The organism is Actibacterium naphthalenivorans, assembly GCF_014196965.1.
GTDB lineage: Bacteria > Pseudomonadota > Alphaproteobacteria > Rhodobacterales > Rhodobacteraceae > Actibacterium_A > Actibacterium_A naphthalenivorans.
Genome location: NZ_JACIEQ010000001.1, coordinates 284,490 through 298,866 on the forward strand (window position 1 = coordinate 284,490; position 14,377 = coordinate 298,866).

A 14,377-nucleotide genomic window follows, 5' to 3' on the forward strand; every position below is an offset into this window, starting at 1 on the left:
TCCAATATCAGACTTTCAATCGGAGGCGCGTGAATACAAGCATTAATTGTACAGAAAACCGCAACTCGCCCATAAAGGCAAGGCCCGCCTGATGTGACCGCGCGAAAACGGCAGGCAATGGCCGACGCACGAAAGAGCAGGCCGTCATTCGGCCGCCGCCGGGATGGTGAAACGGAACGTGCTGCCCTCGCCGACGACGCTGCTCAACTCGATGGTGCCGCCATGAAGCTCGATGATGCGCTTGCAGATCGCCAGCCCCAACCCGGTGCCACCGGCCTTTCGGGTGGACGAAAGATCGGCTTGCTGAAATTCTTCAAAGACAAGCTGACTGTCCTTCTCCGGAATACCGCAGCCCGTGTCCACCACCGAAACCTCGATCATGTCGCCCACCCGCCGCGACCGGACCTCGATCGCGCCCTCGTCGGTGAACTTGACCGCGTTCCCGACCAGATTGATCAGAACCTGTTTCAGACGCGTCACGTCGGCGTTGACATACTCTGCATGCGTCTGTTGCCCGATCCGCAAGGATTTCTGTTCCGCCGCAAGCCGGAACTTCTCGATCACCGAGGTGACAACGAGATCCAGGTTGACGTCGTCCCGCTCGAGCGCCATTTTCCCCGCTTCGATCGTCGAGAAATCGAGCATTTCATTGATCAGCGTCAGCAGATGCTCGCCCGAATCCTCGATCCGCTTCGCCTGCCCGGCGAGCTGGTCCAGAACGGCATCCAACTGGTTTTCGATGGCGCTGCCGGTGCCCTTGTCCTGCTCGATCGCGGCAAAAAGGGCCTTCACGCTGGGCAGCATGCGGCTGCTGGCGATGATGCGGGTATAGCCGAGGATCACCGTCAGCGGTGTCCGCAGTTCGTGGCTGAGGACGCTCAGGAAATCGGATTTCGCCTTGTTGGCCTTTTCCGCAGCCTCCTTGGCGTTTTTCAACTCGGTGATGTCGACACGGAATCCCACGGTGCTGCCGTCGTCGGTCTTGCGCTCCGCGATCTTCAGCCAGCGACCGTCAGCGATCTGTTGTTCCAGCTGAGTGTCTGCCGTTTTATGTGCCCTCAGGCGCTGACGTATCCACTTTTCCTCCTGTCCGGCGGCTGCGGGATATTGCCCGCGCCGGACGCCTTCGCGGATGATATACTCGAACGAATTGCCCGGCACGAAGAGATCCTCGGAAAGCTTGTAGAATTCCTTGTAGTTCTGGTTGCATGTCACGAATTTCCCGTTCGCATCGTAAAGCGCGAAGCCGTCGTCGATCGCCTCGATCGCGCTGAACAGCCTGTTTTCCGCCTCGCGCCGCTTGTCCATCAAGCGCACGATATAGAGCGCGAACAGGATCGACGCGACGGAAACGACCAGAAAGCCCATGCGAAACATCACGAAATTCTCGGCCTGGGTCGGCCAGCCGCCCTTCGGGATCGCCCCGAGATACCAGGATCCGAACGGCAGGTTCACCTCTGCGATGATCGGGTTGCTTGCAAATACGCGCTCATCACCGAAAAACACATCGCCCTGCGCGCCCAGCCCGTCGCGCCCGCGGATCGCAACCTCCAGCGGAAGATCCGGCGACAGCAGGCCGGTGTTCCGGTAGAATTCCTGCAGATCGACAACGACAGAAACGATGCCCCAGAACTCCGTGTCTCCTGTCACCCGGTCGGTAACGAAAACAGGCGACCGGCTGATATAACCCTGCCCGCCCTGCACCAGCTCGAGCGGACCGGCGACCACGGTTTGCCCGCTGGCCCGCGTGCGGGCGACCGCCTCGAGCTGTTCGGGGGAGGTGCGGTAATCGAACCCGAGCACACCCTTGTTCGGCTCCAGCGGATAGACATAGCGCACGACCAGGCCGGGGGCCGCCGCGATATTCAGGATCTCGGGATCGTCGCGCATCAGCTTGGCGGCCAGGTTGGCATATTCTTCCTGAGTGATATCCGGGTTCGCTTCGATCGATGCGACAAGCCCGCGCGTCAGAAGCGATTTGGCTACGATATTGCCCTCGATCTCTGCGCGGATCGTGTTGGTCTTGTCGCTGAGCGAGAACCGAAGCTCACTCAGGTAACGGCCAGCGAGAAGCCGGTCGACGGCAACCCCGATGATCACCAGGGACACGATCAGATAGACCAAAAACAGGGAATTGGCATTTTTCCTGACAACGCCTTGGAAAAACGCCCGGGTGTCTTCGCGTGTCAATTTCTGTTTGTCCCCCGCCTCTGCGGCGTTCAGTGTCGGATAATATTCGTCCTGCATCAATCCCGAACCCGTCAATTTTGGAGAGTAAATAGAAAATGACACAATCATAGGTAATACGTGCTGCCATGAATATAGATTGCGACAGTACCCTTTCAGGGGAAACCCCCGCAGCGCCTCTGCAAAAAGGTGACAGGCCCCACCCCGTGCCACCGCCCCACTTGGAAGCTCCGCGCGTGCGGCATATAAGCCACCAGGCAACAAGGCGGAGGCCCGCGGATGCGGACGGCAAAGATCACGCGCAAAACGGCGGAAACGGAGATTTCGGTCGAGGTCAATCTCGACGGCTCCGGCATGTATGACATGCAGACCGGTATCGGGTTCTTCGACCATATGCTGGATCAACTTGCGCGCCATTCGCTGATCGACATGACCATCCGCGCCAAGGGTGATCTGCATATCGACGATCACCACACGGTCGAGGATACCGGCATCGCGCTGGGTCAGGCGCTGGCGCAGGCCCTGGGCGACAAGAAGGGCATCCGCCGCTATGGCGCCTGCCTGCTGCCTATGGATGATGCGCTGGTGCGCTGCGCGCTGGATCTTTCCGCCCGTCCGTTTCTGGTTTGGAACGTCGATCTGCCCACGGCGAAGATCGGCACGTTCGATACCGAACTGGTGCGCGAGTTCTTTCAGGCGCTCAGCACCCATGGCGGGATCACCCTGCATGTGGATGCGCTGCATGGGTTCAACAGCCACCACATCGCCGAGGCCGTGTTCAAATCCGTGGCCCGCGCCCTGCGCGAGGCGGTCGAGACCGACCCGCGCAAGGCGGATGCCATCCCCTCGACCAAGGGCGCGCTCTGACGCGCGCCTTTGCCGGTCAGACCGTGCGGGCGCCCGGTTGCGCAGCATCCATTCGGCCGGCAGAAGGTTCGGGACACGGCCGTTGCCTATGACGTGCTGCACCAGACCTGCGCGCGCCAAGTGCCCACGGGCCTGGATCCCGCGACCGTGGAAACCCGGGCCTGGTCGCTGATCCACGGCTTTGGCGTAGTTTACCTGTCGGGACGATTTCAAAGCGGCGACACATCCGGGGCCGGACGGGAGCTGTTCGATCAGGTGATAGCGCTGCTCGAGCGTATCGGAACCGACCCGGCCAGCACGGCGGGCGAAGCAGGCTTGGATTTCCCGTGAAACTCGCCTAGTCAGCGGGGCGCGGGCGCCCGCGCCAACGAACACGCCGTGAGGACAAACCATGCTGACCGCCATCGTCGATTACGAATCCGGCAACCTGCATTCGGCCCAGAAAGCATTCGAACGCGTGGCGGGCGAAACCGGTGCGGGCACTGTCACTGTCACGTCGGACCCCGACACCGTGCGGGGCGCCGACCGCATCGTGCTGCCCGGCGATGGCGCCTTTCCGGCCTGCCGCGAAGAGCTGTTCGATCACCGCGGCCTGTTCGAGGCGATCGAAGAGGCCGTCGTGCGTGGCGGAAAGCCGTTTCTGGGCATCTGCATCGGCATGCAGATGATGGCCACGCGCGGGCTGGAATACCGCGAAACCCCCGGCTTTGACTGGATCGGCGGAGAGGTCGTGCGCATCACCCCCTCCGACCCCGCGCTGAAAGTGCCGCATATGGGCTGGAACGATCTGGTGATCGACCACCCCCACCCGGTGCTGGAGGGGCTTGCCACCGGCGATCACGCCTATTTCGTGCATTCCTATCACTTCAGGGTCGCGGATCCGGCCGACAGGCTGGCCCATTGCGACTATGGCGGCGACATTACCGCGATCGTCGGCAAGGGCACCATGATCGGCACCCAGTTCCACCCCGAGAAAAGCCAGGCGACAGGGCTGCGCCTGATCGCCAATTTCCTGGCATGGGCGCCCTGAGCGCGCAGCGGGCGGTTCTGTCCTGAGCGCGGCGAGAGCGCCGAATTTCTTCATATACTATGTTCCTCCCCGCAGTAGCGTCAGCTTTGCCTGGCGTTCCGGCGGCAGGCAGGTTGCGGGCGCAGGCGCGTTGCATTCCGGTGCCGAAGGTGCATAAGAGCCCCCCAATGAATGACAGGAGAGCCGCGATGATCCTCTACCCCGCCATCGACCTGAAAGACGGGCAATGCGTGCGCCTTTACAAAGGCGAGATGGATCAGGCCACCGTGTTCAGCGACAACCCCGCCGCGCAGGCGCGCGCGTTTCAGGATGCGGGCTGCGAGTGGCTGCATCTGGTGGATCTCAATGGCGCTTTCGCGGGGGAGCCTGTCAATGCGGCGGCGGTCGAGGCCATTCTGGCCGAAACGTCCGTGCCCGCCCAGTTGGGCGGCGGCATCCGCGACATGGCCACGATCGAAGCCTGGCTTGCAAAGGGGCTGGCGCGGGTGATCCTTGGCACGGTTGCGGTGGAAAACCCCGATCTGGTGCGGCAGGCGGCGCGGGCCTTTCCCGGCAAGATCGCCGTGGGCATCGACGCACGCGACGGCCGGGTGGCCACCAAAGGCTGGGCGGAAGAGACCGACGTGATGGTCACCGACCTGGCGAAATCGTTCGAGGACGCCGGCGTGGCCGCGATCATCTATACCGACATCAACCGCGATGGCGCGATGCAGGGGCCCAACGTGGCGGCGACAGCGGCGCTGGCGCGCGCGGTAACAATCCCGGTGATCGCCTCTGGCGGGGTGTCGTCACTGACGGATCTGATCGCGCTGCGCGATTGCGGCGCGGCGCTGAACGGTGCAATCTCGGGGCGCGCGCTTTATGACGGGGCGATTGATCTGGCCGAGGCGCTGAAGGTTCTGAAGGGCTGACCATGCTGAAAACCCGCATCATCCCCTGCCTCGACGTGGCCGATGGCCGCGTGGTCAAGGGCGTCAATTTCGTGGACCTGATCGACGCGGGCGACCCTGTCGAGGCGGCCAAGGCCTATGACGCCGCCGGCGCGGACGAGCTGTGTTTCCTCGATATCCACGCCACGCATGAAAACCGCGGCACCATGTTTGACCTGGTGACCCGCACCGCCGAGCAGTGTTTCATGCCGCTAACCGTGGGCGGCGGCGTGCGCACCATCGAAGACGTGCGCGCCCTGCTGCTGGCGGGCGCCGACAAGGTCAGCTTCAACTCCGCCGCCGTGGCCAACCCCGATGTGGTGCGCGAAGCGGCCGAGAAATTCGGCAGCCAGTGTATCGTGGTCGCGATCGACGCCAAGACCGTGGCGCCCGGCAAGTGGGAGATCTTCACCCATGGCGGGCGCAAGGCCACGGGGCTCGACGCGGTGGACTTTGCCAGAACGGTCGCCGCCAAGGGCGCGGGCGAGATATTGCTGACCAGCATGGACCGCGACGGCACCCGCGCCGGGTTCAACCTGGACCTGACCCGCGCGATTTCGGACGCGGTGGACATCCCCGTGATCGCGAGCGGCGGTGTCGGCACGCTGGACCACCTGGTCGAGGGCGTGACCAAGGGCGGGGCCAGCGCGGTACTGGCCGCGTCGATCTTTCATTTCGGGGAATTCACCATTGGCGAGGCCAAGCGGCACATGGCCCGGGCCGGCATCCCGGTACGGCTGACATGAGCGCGCTGGAGCGGCTGGCCGCCACCATCGCGGCGCGCAAGACGGCCGAGCCTGACAGCTCATGGACGGCGAAGCTGTTGGCCAGCGGCCCCGAGAAATGCGCCGAGAAATTCGGGGAAGAAGCCATCGAGGCGATCATCGAGGCGGTGAAGGGCGACCGGCAAAAGCTGACGGCGGAGGCGGCGGACGTGCTCTATCATCTGCTGGTGATGCTGGCCGCGCGGGACGTGACGCTGAGCGATGTTCTGGACGAGCTGGCGCGGCGCGAGGGTGTTTCGGGCCTTGCCGAGAAGGCGGCGCGCTGAGGCACTCGCAGCCCGTTCCGGGCCAGTTTTCCCGCCTCGCACCCTGCGGGTGCTCAGGTGCCTCCGGCGGGGATATTTAGGCGAAAAAGAAGCGGCTCATGCGCCGATGAGGCGCGGGTATTCGATCTTGGGGCAGCGGTTCTGGATCACGGCGATGCCGGCGGCTTCGGCGCGGGCGGCCGCCGCGGCGTGATGCACCCCGAGCTGCATCCAGATCGTGCGCAATGCCGGCAGATGCGCCAGCGCCTGTTCGACAATCGACGGCACGAATTCGGAGCGCCGGAAGATATCGACCATATCGACCGGGATCCGTGGCGGGATCGACGCGAGATCCGGGTAGATCGCCTCTCCCAGCAACTTCTTTCCGGCATGAACCGGGTTTACCGGGATCACATGCATTCCCTTTGATTGCAGGAATTGCGCGACATAGTGGCTCGGCCGCGCCGGATTGGGCGACATGCCGACCACGGCCACCACGCGGGTGCGTGTCAGCACATCTTTGAGAATCACGTCGCTGATATTTTCCATGAGTCGCAGCCAATCACAAAAAAGCGCCCGGGCCAAAAGGCCGGGCGCCAGTCACGGAACGAGGGACAGTGAAATGAAGCGAGAGAGTTCCGTATTCTCGCTTCCTCTTCAGAGTTAGGCACTGCGCGGCGCATTACCACCCCATGTAATAATTATGTGAACACATGGGGAACCCCGCCGGTTACTCCGCCCCGGTCGCGGCCGCCGCATAGAGCGCCACCGCCGCCGCGTTGGAGACGTTGAGCGAGCCGAAGGCGCCGGCAAAGGGGATCTTGACCAGCGCGTCGCAGGTATTGCGTGTGCGTTCCCGCAGGCCCGGCCCTTCGGCCCCCAGCACCAGCCCCACCGGCAGGTTGCCGACACGGGCCAGGGCAGTCTCCAGCGTCTCGTCAGCCTCGCCATCGAGCCCGAGCAGGATATAGCCCATCTTGCGCAGCGTCTCCATCGCGTCGGCGAGGTTCTGCACCTGCAGATAGGGCTGACGCTCCAGCGCACCCGAGGCTGTCTTGGCCAATGCGCCGGTCTCGGGTGCGGAATGGCGGTGGGGGGCGATGACGGCGCGCGCGCCGAACACCTCGGCCGAGCGCAGGATCGCGCCCACGTTATGCGGATCGGTGACGCGGTCCAGCAGCACCACGCGCGGCGCGCCCTGCCCCGGCTCGCACAGATCCGCCAGCTTGCCCCAGTCCAGCGGTTTCACCTCGAGCGCCGCGCCCTGGTGCACCGAACCCGGATCCAGAGGGGCGGCGAATTTCCGGGGGTCGGAAATCTCCGGCTCCATCCCGCTTTGCGCGATCGCGTCGGCCAGCCGGTCGGCGGCGTTCCGGGTGAGGACAAGACGCAGGCGTTCGCGCGCCGGGTTCATCAGCGCGTCGCGCACCGCATGCAGGCCGAAGAGCCAGACGGTCTCGGCCGCGGCCGCCCGTTTCGCGCGCTCCTTGTCGATCACCCATGTCGGCTTTTTCATCGCCCGGCCCCCTTCGTTGACAGAGCGCGGACCATGCCGCCTCGGGCAGTGCTCCGCAAGATATTTTCCTGTTGACGGGTCCGGGCCGCGCTTGTATCCACCCGTCACTCGAAACGGCTCAGCCGCAAGAGATGGGCGACAGGCCGCAAGGTGTGGCAGGGGACTGTAACTCCCTCGCGGAGACGCACGCCTGGTTCGATTCCAGGGTCGCCCACCATTCTCTCTCAGCGTCGAAAATGCGGGGCAGCCCCGAGCGGAACAGCCGTTTTCGCGGCCAGGGGCGACGGGGCGAACAGGGCCGCCCCGCCTGGGGGCGCTCATTCGTCGGTCAGCGTCTGCATGAAGGCGACGAGCGCCAGTTCTTCCGCGTCGGTCAGCTTCAGGTCGCCAAGCTCATCGGTATTGACGTTCGCGGCAACCTCGGGGCCGGGCCAGCATTGTTTTTCGAGCGCTTCGGCCTCTGTCACCATATCGCTGTCGCAGCGCGGCCAGACGTCGCGCTTGTTGTAGAATTTCACGACCCCCTCCAGCGTCTTGAAATAGCCGTTGTGCATGAAGGCTTTCGGCATCTCGGGGTAGAGCCGCGCATCGACGTTGCGCAGGGTCGGGACCTTGAACTTGCCATCCTGCGATGCGGCCACCGTTCGGTAGAGCGGATCAGAGCGCAGGAACACGCCAAGCCCCAGATCGGCAAAGGCCAGCCCGTCGGGATTGTCGGGCTGGGTGTAGATCGGGTTTTCGGGATTTCGCGGAACACCCAGATTGTCATAGGTGAAATCGGTCAGCAGCGCGGGTTCGCCGCGCGGCCCTGGCGACGTGACATGGCATTCGGCGCAAAGGGCCTTGCCCTCGAACAGCTCGAGCCCCTGAAGCTCCAGCGCGCTCAGCGTATCGGCGCCCGACAGATACCGGTCGTAGCGCGAGCTGAAGCGGTTGACCTCGGCCGAGGCTTCGAAAGCGCCGAGCGAAAGGCCGATCATGGCGAAGGCCGTCTCGATCTTTTCGGCCAGTTCCTCGTCTTCCACCACGATATGCGCACCCGGGGTGCCGCAGCTTTCGGCCAGGGCCGCGGGGAAGGCGATGTCGCAGATTCCGGCGCCCCAGACATCGCTCAGCGAGACCGCGTATTTATGCTCTTTCTCGCCCTCGCAGACGGCCCGGACCACGCAGGCCTGATGCGGCATGGCCATTTCCACCGGGTTCAGCGGCGGGCCCATCGCCTGGTCGGCGGCGGCATTGCCAAGCTGATGGCCGGTCGCGCGGCCGTCCACGAAGGCGCCCCCGACGAACAGGTAATCGCCGTCCTCGATCATGTGGTGAAAGACAGGCGCGGGGCTGGCATAGGCGGCAGAGGGGGGCTTGCGGCTGCCGAACAGGCCCGGAACCGATCCTTCGACCACCGCGCCGGATTCGTTGAAATGCCCGTGCGGGCTGGAAAAGCCCATCCCCGGATCGTGGCAGAAGGCGCAGGGCTGGTTGCCGTTCAGCGAAAGGTCTGCGTCAAAGAACAAGTCGCGGCCGAGTTGCTCCATCGGGGTCAGCTCAGCCGCGCTGACGGGGGCGGATAGCAGAGCAACGGTTGCCGTAATTGGCAATGCATAAATTTTCATGGCTTCTCTTCCCTAAGGATTTGGCTACGCCCCGCCGCGGCGCCAACAAAATAAGGGTATTGCCGGGAGGGGCGTCTCTTAGGGTATTTAGGCGACAAAAATTATCAACTTATTTTTATTTAACTTGATTTTTTTTATCGGAAATCTAGCCGTCTCTGTCGGAAATATGCCACATGCGGTGAGCCGACGGCGTTGCGCCAGTATCCGGCGTGGCCCATAAGCCGCGCCGGCCCGAATAGGGCGCCGGGCTTCTTGCGGCGCGTGCCCGCGCCCGCCATGAGTTTGACGGCAGGAGCATCCGACGGAAGAAACATGCCCAAAACCGAACAGAGCGCGGCCGCCAGCCACATGGGGATCAATGTGCCCGAGTCGCGCTTTCTCGACGCGACGCGGATCGCGAGAATCGATGGTGGCCGATATGAGGCGGAAGAGATCCAGGGTGCGCTGCATCTGATCCGCGAGGGCGACAGGGTGCTGGAGCTGGGGGCCGGGCTGGGGCTGGTGGGGGCAGTGATCGCCAGGAATTGCGCGCCCGCACGGGTGCTGTCGTTCGAGGCCAACCCGGAGCTGATCGAACCGATACGCGCCCTTTACCGGATGAACGGCCTGGAAGATGTGATTTCGGTGCGGAATCAGGTGGCTGTCAGCGCGCCCGACCGGCCGGAAACGCTACCGTTCCATGTACACAGAAGCTTTCTGGGATCATCCCTGAACCCCACGGCGGTGCGGGTGAAAGAGACGGTCGATGTGCCCACGGCCGGTTTTGCGACAATCTGCGCGGAGCTGAAGCCGGACGTCATCGTGATGGATATCGAGGGCGGAGAGCTGGAACTTCTGGAACACGCCGTGCTGGACCGGGTCCGCGCGATGGTGATCGAGTTCCACCCGAATGCCTATGAGGTCAGCGGGATGCGGCGGTGCAAGGATCTGCTGCGGGCGGCGGGGTTCACGCCGGTGCCGGCGCTGTCCACCCGCTGGGTCTGGGCCGCTGAACGGGCCGCGCCCGGCGCATGAAAAAGGGCGCCCAAGGCGCCCTTTTCCGAGAATATGTTCAGCGACTTATGCCAGAGCGATATTGGTCGCGCTCTCGCGGCCGTCACGGCCAGCTTCGATATCGAAGGTCACCTTCTGGTTGTCGGCCAGCGTGCGCAGGCCGGCGCGCTCGAGTGCGGTGATGTGCACGAACACGTCTTTCTTGCCGCCATCGGGTGCGATAAAGCCGAAGCCTTTAGTTTCGTTGAACCATTTTACGGTGCCAGTAGCCATCCGTAGTCTCCTTTACAATGCTGCCCGCGGTGGTGCGGCAGCCCGGCTTAGTCAGGGCTAGATCGAAGGACTGACGGCCGTGTGAGGGAAGACAGTGGTCGATAGAGATAACGTCGCACCCGTCAGATGGGGCTTTCCCGCCTCGATTGCAAGCAAAATCGTTTGCGGCGGGGCCCGGCAGGCGCCCCGCCACGGGGCCTCAGCGCTTCTTTCCGCCCGAAGCGTCGCGCCCGCCGCTGGCGTCTGCTTCCTGCACATCCGCATCGAGCTTGCCGCGGGCGTTGCGGTCCATCACGCCGTTCATTTCATCCTCGCCGGGGGTATCGACGCTCTGTTGCAGATTCTCGTCGTGGTACTGCTCCTGGATCGTGTCTGTCTCGGACGACCACGGGTTGTTATGGCCCGCGAACAACGGTGTAGCGATCGGCGCGGACAGGGCCAGGCAGACAAGCAGTTTCTTCATTGGTTTTCCTCTCGATAGGGTCTTGGGACAATGTTCGCGCGAATGCCGGTATCAGGCAGCCCACCGCGCCGGCGTACCGGCCAGAATGCCGCAGCGCGGGAAATCGCCGGCGCCCGGGCCCGCTTGCGGCGGGATTCGACCGATGAAGCCCCCTGCCCGCCTGACCGCGCCGGCGCGGGCGCCCGCGCGCATCGGCCGAAAACAGGTTGCGGCCAGCCCGCAGGGCTCTACCATCGCGGCAACAACCCTTTGGAGGTGATTATGGGTGTCGAGAGCATGGGTATCGAAAGCATCATTGCAATGCTGTTCGTCGGCGCGATTGCCGGCTGGCTGGCCGGGCTGATCGTCAAGGGGTATGGGTTTGGCCTGCTGGGCAACATCGCCATCGGCATCGTCGGCGCGGTTATCGCCGGTTTCCTGTTCCCCCGGATCGGATTGAATCTGGACGGCGGCCTTTTCGACGCAATCGTTCACTCCACGATCGGGGCGGTGATCCTGCTGGTGCTGATCAAGCTGGTGAAGAAGGTCTGACCAAGGGGCCGCACGCCCGGCGGATCACGCGGCAGCGCCTGACGGGGTTGCCAAGCCGGGCCCGGTGACCTTTTCCAGCGGGCGCCGGCCTTGACCTAGGTCTTTTCGTGATCCGGGCGCCAGTCGGCGAACACGCTTTGCGCCATGCGGCGCGACGGCTCCGCCACGGTTTCAGGACTGGTCCAGACCGCCCAATCGATGCTCAGACGCCGGACCTCGGGCAAGGCCGCGAGGGCCTGCTGCAGCCCGGTTCCGGTGGTTCGTGCCTGCGCGATGGCCTGCTTCATACACGCCTGCGCCTCGGCGCGGGGCATGTGGGCCATCAAGGCAAAGCTCAACGCCTCCGCCCAGACAGTGCCATTCCCCAGATCGAGCATCGCGGCCATGTTCTCCGGGCGCGCCCTCAGCGTCTCGGCCAGATCCACGGCGTGGCGAAGCGCGGCGCCGGTGGCCAGCAGCATGTTGGGCAGCACCAGCCACTCCAGCCCCCAAAGCGCGCCGTCGCGTTCCTCGGCGGGAGAGGCCGCCATGACCATCGCCCCCTGCTGCGCCGCCAGGAACCCGCCGAGCGAAACGATCGCCTCGGCCTGAACCGGATTGGCTTTTTGCGGCATGGTGGACGATCCGCCCCCGGCGCCGGCCAAGGCCTCGCCCGCCTCGCTGCGGCCCATGAGGATCAGATCCCGGCCCAGCTTGCCCAAAGCCGCGCCGATCTGCCCCAGCCAGGCGGACAGGGCTATCATCGCGGAACGGTCGCCATGCCAGGACGGGCTGTCGGCCAGCCCCAACTCTTCGGCCAGGGCCGCGCTGATGGCGGCCCCGTGCGGCGCAACCGCCGTATTCGCCCCGCTGGCCCCACCAAACTGCACGCGCAGCAGCCGGGCGCGCAACGCCGGAAGCTCACCCATTATGGCGATCAGAGGTTGCGCCCAGCGCGCGATCCGCAGGCCAAAGGTGATGGGCGTGGCGATCTGGCTGCGGGTGCGCGCGGCCATCAACTGGCCGGCATGCTGCTGACTGGCGGCTTGCAAAGCGTCGATCACACCGCTCAGGCGGATTTCGATCACGGCCAGCACGTCGCGCAGTTGCAGCACTGTCGCACAATCGACGATATCCTGGCTGGTGGCGCCCCAATGCAGCCAATGCGCCGCCTCGCCGCCGATCTGGCCGCGCAATGCAGCCACCAGCGCCGGCACGGGCACGCCAGCCGATGCGGTGCCGCGTGTCAGATCGGCGGGCGCCACGGAACACAGGCCCAGCGCATCGGAAATCTCCTGCGCGGCCCGCACGGGGATAACACCCGTGCGGCCCTGCGCCCGCGCCAGCGCCGCCTCCACCGCGATCATCCTGTCAACCTGAGCCTCGGCACACAGTAAATCGGCCAGCTCGGCATCGCCGAACAGGCCGGAAAGCAGCGGGTTTTCAAAGGCGGAAACTGTCATTGCCTCTCGCGATCAGACCTGCGCCGGAAGATTGAGTATCTCGCGCGCCTGCTGCCACGTGGCCACGGGGCGATCGTATTTCGCACAGATATCGACAGCGCGTTGAACCAGTGCCGCATTCGACGGGGCAAGGGTGTCACGGTCAAGGCGCACGTTGTCTTCCAGCCCGGTGCGGGTATGCCCGCCCTTCGCGATCGACCATTCGTTGATCAGAAGCTGCGCCGGCCCGATCCCGGCAGCGCACCATTGCGCATCGGGCGCAAGGCGTTTCAGCGTCTCGATGTAAAAGTCGAAAATCGGCTCGTCGGGCGGCATCGCATTCTTCACGCCCATGACGAACTGCACGTAAAGCGGCCCCTTGAGCCGGCCGTCGCCCTGCATCCGTGTGGCCTGCACGATATGGCTGAGGTCAAAGGCCTCGATCTCGGGCTTGACGCCGTATTTCAGCATCTCCGAGGCCAGCCAATCGACCAGATCGGGGCTGTTTTCATAAACCCGGGTGGGGAAGTTGTTCGACCCGACCGAGAGCGAGGCCATGTCGGGTTTCAGCGGCAGCATGCCGCCACGCTCGCGCCCTGCCCCCGAACGGCCGCCCGTGGAAAGCTGCACGATCATGCCCGGGCAATGCTTGCGCAACCCCTCGAGCAGACGGCCGAATTTCTCGGGGTCCGAGGTCGGCGTCTGATCGTCGTTGCGCACATGGCAATGGGCGATGGTGGCGCCGGCCTCGAACGCCTCCTGCGTGCTTTCGATCTGTTCCTCGATCGTGATCGGCACGGCGGGGTTGTTTGCCTTGGTAGGCAGCGAGCCGGTGATGGCAACGCAGATGATACAGGGTTTTTCAGTCATGGTACTTCCGTGAAAGCCCCCGCCCGGCCCGGGGGCCGAACGGAGGGAAAGGGGGTTACATATCGAAGAAGACAGTTTCGCCGTCGCCTTGCAAGCGGATATCAAAGCGGTATTTGCCATCCCCCACCTTGCGGGCGATCAGCGTGTCGATCCGCGGTTTCTGCTCGATCCGCGCAAGAACCGGGTCGGCGCTGTTATCCTCATCGTCGAAATAGATGCGGGTCTGCAGGCCGATATTGATGCCGCGGGCCACGATCCACAGGCAGATATGCGGCGCCTGCATCTTGCCACCGCGCGCGGGCACCGCGCCGGGTTTGACCGTGCGCAGGGTAAACTCGCCCGAGACCGCATCGGCGGCGAACCGGCAATGGCCCGAGACCGCCGGATCGGCGCCCTCCTGACCTGCGAACTTGCCGGCGGCATCGGCCTGCCAGCTTTCCAGCAACGCATCGCGCAGGGCCCAGCCGGTTCCGTCGAACACCTCGCCCGAAATCTCGATGATTTCGCCTTTCGCGCCAGCGGCGATGGGGGAGGTTCCGACCTCCTGATCGTAATAGCCGGGGTTGCCCGCATAGGTGGGCATCAGCCCGATATGGACATACGGGCCCGCCGTTTGCGACGGGGTTTCCACCAGGGCTTCCAGTTTTTGTACCATGA

17 protein-coding genes and 1 tRNA gene are annotated in these 14,377 nt (G+C 64.3%); 9 read left to right on the forward strand and 9 right to left on the reverse strand.

Features of this window, described 5'->3' with window-relative positions; genetic code table 11:
• Nucleotides 1-144: 144 nt before the first annotated feature.
• On the reverse strand, nt 145-2,190 hold the full coding sequence (locus GGR17_RS01350; protein ID WP_162231813.1) for an ATP-binding protein: 2,046 nt from the start codon (nt 2,188-2,190) through the stop codon (nt 145-147).
• A 276-nt stretch (nt 2,191-2,466) separates the two neighbouring features.
• On the opposite strand from GGR17_RS01350, the gene hisB reads away from it, so the two are divergent.
• The 6 genes from hisB to GGR17_RS01380 all read left to right on the forward strand — a co-directional run bounded on the left by hisB (nt 2,467) and on the right by GGR17_RS01380 (nt 6,064).
• Complete coding sequence (gene hisB, locus GGR17_RS01355; protein ID WP_054538399.1) at nt 2,467-3,054, forward strand: imidazoleglycerol-phosphate dehydratase HisB; 588 nt, start codon at nt 2,467-2,469, stop codon at nt 3,052-3,054.
• A 9-nt stretch (nt 3,055-3,063) separates the two neighbouring features.
• Nucleotides 3,064-3,384, forward strand: coding sequence for a hypothetical protein (locus GGR17_RS01360; protein ID WP_157445523.1), 321 nt, complete (start codon nt 3,064-3,066; stop codon nt 3,382-3,384).
• A 61-nt stretch (nt 3,385-3,445) separates the two neighbouring features.
• Nucleotides 3,446-4,084 carry an imidazole glycerol phosphate synthase subunit HisH gene (hisH, locus tag GGR17_RS01365; protein ID WP_054538397.1) on the forward strand — a complete coding sequence of 213 codons (639 nt, stop codon included), beginning with the start codon at nt 3,446-3,448 and terminating at the stop codon, nt 4,082-4,084.
• 188 nt (nt 4,085-4,272) lie between these two features.
• Nucleotides 4,273-4,995 carry a 1-(5-phosphoribosyl)-5-[(5-phosphoribosylamino)methylideneamino]imidazole-4-carboxamide isomerase gene (hisA, locus tag GGR17_RS01370; RefSeq protein ID WP_054538396.1) on the forward strand — a complete coding sequence of 241 codons (723 nt, stop codon included), beginning with the start codon at nt 4,273-4,275 and terminating at the stop codon, nt 4,993-4,995.
• A gap of 2 nt (nt 4,996-4,997) precedes the next feature.
• Nucleotides 4,998-5,759, forward strand: coding sequence for an imidazole glycerol phosphate synthase subunit HisF (gene hisF / locus GGR17_RS01375; protein WP_054538395.1), 762 nt, complete (start codon nt 4,998-5,000; stop codon nt 5,757-5,759).
• Entirely contained in the window at nt 5,756-6,064 is a 309-nt protein-coding gene (locus GGR17_RS01380; RefSeq protein WP_037204466.1) for a phosphoribosyl-ATP diphosphatase, read from the forward strand. Before hisF ends, GGR17_RS01380 begins: the two co-directional genes overlap by 4 nt.
• A gap of 96 nt (nt 6,065-6,160) precedes the next feature.
• On the opposite strand, the gene GGR17_RS01385 is transcribed toward GGR17_RS01380, so the two are convergent.
• Together GGR17_RS01385 and rlmB are read right to left on the reverse strand one after the other, a co-directional pair.
• Nucleotides 6,161-6,592 carry a CoA-binding protein gene (locus tag GGR17_RS01385; RefSeq protein ID WP_054538394.1) on the reverse strand — a complete coding sequence of 144 codons (432 nt, stop codon included), beginning with the start codon at nt 6,590-6,592 and terminating at the stop codon, nt 6,161-6,163.
• 181 nt (nt 6,593-6,773) lie between these two features.
• Complete coding sequence (gene rlmB / locus GGR17_RS01390) at nt 6,774-7,559, reverse strand: 23S rRNA (guanosine(2251)-2'-O)-methyltransferase RlmB (RefSeq protein ID WP_054538393.1); 786 nt, start codon at nt 7,557-7,559, stop codon at nt 6,774-6,776.
• A gap of 133 nt (nt 7,560-7,692) precedes the next feature.
• Here rlmB and GGR17_RS01395 point away from each other — a divergent pair.
• Nucleotides 7,693-7,776, forward strand: a tRNA-Tyr gene (locus tag GGR17_RS01395).
• Between the two features lie 100 nt (nt 7,777-7,876).
• Here GGR17_RS01395 and GGR17_RS01400 read toward each other — a convergent pair.
• Nucleotides 7,877-9,169 (reverse strand): cytochrome-c peroxidase, encoded by a 1,293-nt coding sequence (locus GGR17_RS01400; RefSeq protein ID WP_157445522.1) that lies wholly within the window; start codon nt 9,167-9,169, stop codon nt 7,877-7,879.
• 312 nt (nt 9,170-9,481) lie between these two features.
• Between GGR17_RS01400 and GGR17_RS01405 the strand changes: the two genes are divergently transcribed.
• On the forward strand, nt 9,482-10,183 hold the full coding sequence (locus GGR17_RS01405) for an FkbM family methyltransferase (RefSeq protein WP_054538392.1): 702 nt from the start codon (nt 9,482-9,484) through the stop codon (nt 10,181-10,183).
• A 45-nt stretch (nt 10,184-10,228) separates the two neighbouring features.
• Here the strand turns inward: GGR17_RS01405 and GGR17_RS01410 are convergent, their stop codons facing one another.
• Together GGR17_RS01410 and GGR17_RS01415 are read right to left on the reverse strand one after the other, a co-directional pair.
• A complete protein-coding gene (locus tag GGR17_RS01410) occupies nt 10,229-10,435 on the reverse strand; it encodes a cold-shock protein (RefSeq protein ID WP_037204456.1) in 207 nt (68 codons plus the stop codon).
• A 199-nt stretch (nt 10,436-10,634) separates the two neighbouring features.
• Nucleotides 10,635-10,898, reverse strand: coding sequence for a hypothetical protein (locus tag GGR17_RS01415; RefSeq protein ID WP_037204453.1), 264 nt, complete (start codon nt 10,896-10,898; stop codon nt 10,635-10,637).
• A gap of 30 nt (nt 10,899-10,928) precedes the next feature.
• On the opposite strand from GGR17_RS01415, the gene GGR17_RS20535 reads away from it, so the two are divergent.
• A complete protein-coding gene (locus GGR17_RS20535) occupies nt 10,929-11,429 on the forward strand; it encodes a GlsB/YeaQ/YmgE family stress response membrane protein (protein ID WP_328705641.1) in 501 nt (166 codons plus the stop codon).
• A 95-nt stretch (nt 11,430-11,524) separates the two neighbouring features.
• Here GGR17_RS20535 and GGR17_RS01425 read toward each other — a convergent pair whose 3' ends face one another.
• Genes GGR17_RS01425 through pcaG form a run of 3 tightly spaced genes read right to left on the reverse strand, consistent with a single transcriptional unit; the run spans nt 11,525 to nt 14,375 of the window.
• Entirely contained in the window at nt 11,525-12,871 is a 1,347-nt protein-coding gene (locus GGR17_RS01425) for a lyase family protein (RefSeq protein ID WP_054538391.1), read from the reverse strand.
• A 12-nt stretch (nt 12,872-12,883) separates the two neighbouring features.
• Nucleotides 12,884-13,720: a BKACE family enzyme gene (locus tag GGR17_RS01430; protein WP_037204448.1), complete on the reverse strand. Its 837-nt coding sequence runs from the start codon at nt 13,718-13,720 to the stop codon at nt 12,884-12,886.
• Between the two features lie 55 nt (nt 13,721-13,775).
• Entirely contained in the window at nt 13,776-14,375 is a 600-nt protein-coding gene (gene pcaG, locus GGR17_RS01435; RefSeq protein WP_054538390.1) for a protocatechuate 3,4-dioxygenase subunit alpha, read from the reverse strand.
• Nucleotides 14,376-14,377 lie beyond the last annotated feature (2 nt).

Coding starts and splice junctions, on each gene's coding strand:
- GGR17_RS20535 (WP_328705641.1), top strand. CDS start 10,929: ATGTTCGCGCGAATGCCGGTATCAGGCAGCCCACCGCGCCGGCGTACC.
- GGR17_RS01385 (WP_054538394.1), bottom strand. CDS start 6,592: ATGGAAAATATCAGCGACGTGATTCTCAAAGATGTGCTGACACGCACC.
- pcaG (WP_054538390.1), bottom strand. CDS start 14,375: ATGGTACAAAAACTGGAAGCCCTGGTGGAAACCCCGTCGCAAACGGCG.
- GGR17_RS01415 (WP_037204453.1), bottom strand. CDS start 10,898: ATGAAGAAACTGCTTGTCTGCCTGGCCCTGTCCGCGCCGATCGCTACA.
- GGR17_RS01380 (WP_037204466.1), top strand. CDS start 5,756: ATGAGCGCGCTGGAGCGGCTGGCCGCCACCATCGCGGCGCGCAAGACG.
- GGR17_RS01430 (WP_037204448.1), bottom strand. CDS start 13,720: ATGACTGAAAAACCCTGTATCATCTGCGTTGCCATCACCGGCTCGCTG.
- hisH (WP_054538397.1), top strand. CDS start 3,446: ATGCTGACCGCCATCGTCGATTACGAATCCGGCAACCTGCATTCGGCC.
- GGR17_RS01400 (WP_157445522.1), bottom strand. CDS start 9,169: ATGAAAATTTATGCATTGCCAATTACGGCAACCGTTGCTCTGCTATCC.
- hisA (WP_054538396.1), top strand. CDS start 4,273: ATGATCCTCTACCCCGCCATCGACCTGAAAGACGGGCAATGCGTGCGC.
- GGR17_RS01405 (WP_054538392.1), top strand. CDS start 9,482: ATGCCCAAAACCGAACAGAGCGCGGCCGCCAGCCACATGGGGATCAAT.
- hisF (WP_054538395.1), top strand. CDS start 4,998: ATGCTGAAAACCCGCATCATCCCCTGCCTCGACGTGGCCGATGGCCGC.
- hisB (WP_054538399.1), top strand. CDS start 2,467: ATGCGGACGGCAAAGATCACGCGCAAAACGGCGGAAACGGAGATTTCG.
- rlmB (WP_054538393.1), bottom strand. CDS start 7,559: ATGAAAAAGCCGACATGGGTGATCGACAAGGAGCGCGCGAAACGGGCG.
- GGR17_RS01410 (WP_037204456.1), bottom strand. CDS start 10,435: ATGGCTACTGGCACCGTAAAATGGTTCAACGAAACTAAAGGCTTCGGC.
- GGR17_RS01425 (WP_054538391.1), bottom strand. CDS start 12,871: ATGACAGTTTCCGCCTTTGAAAACCCGCTGCTTTCCGGCCTGTTCGGC.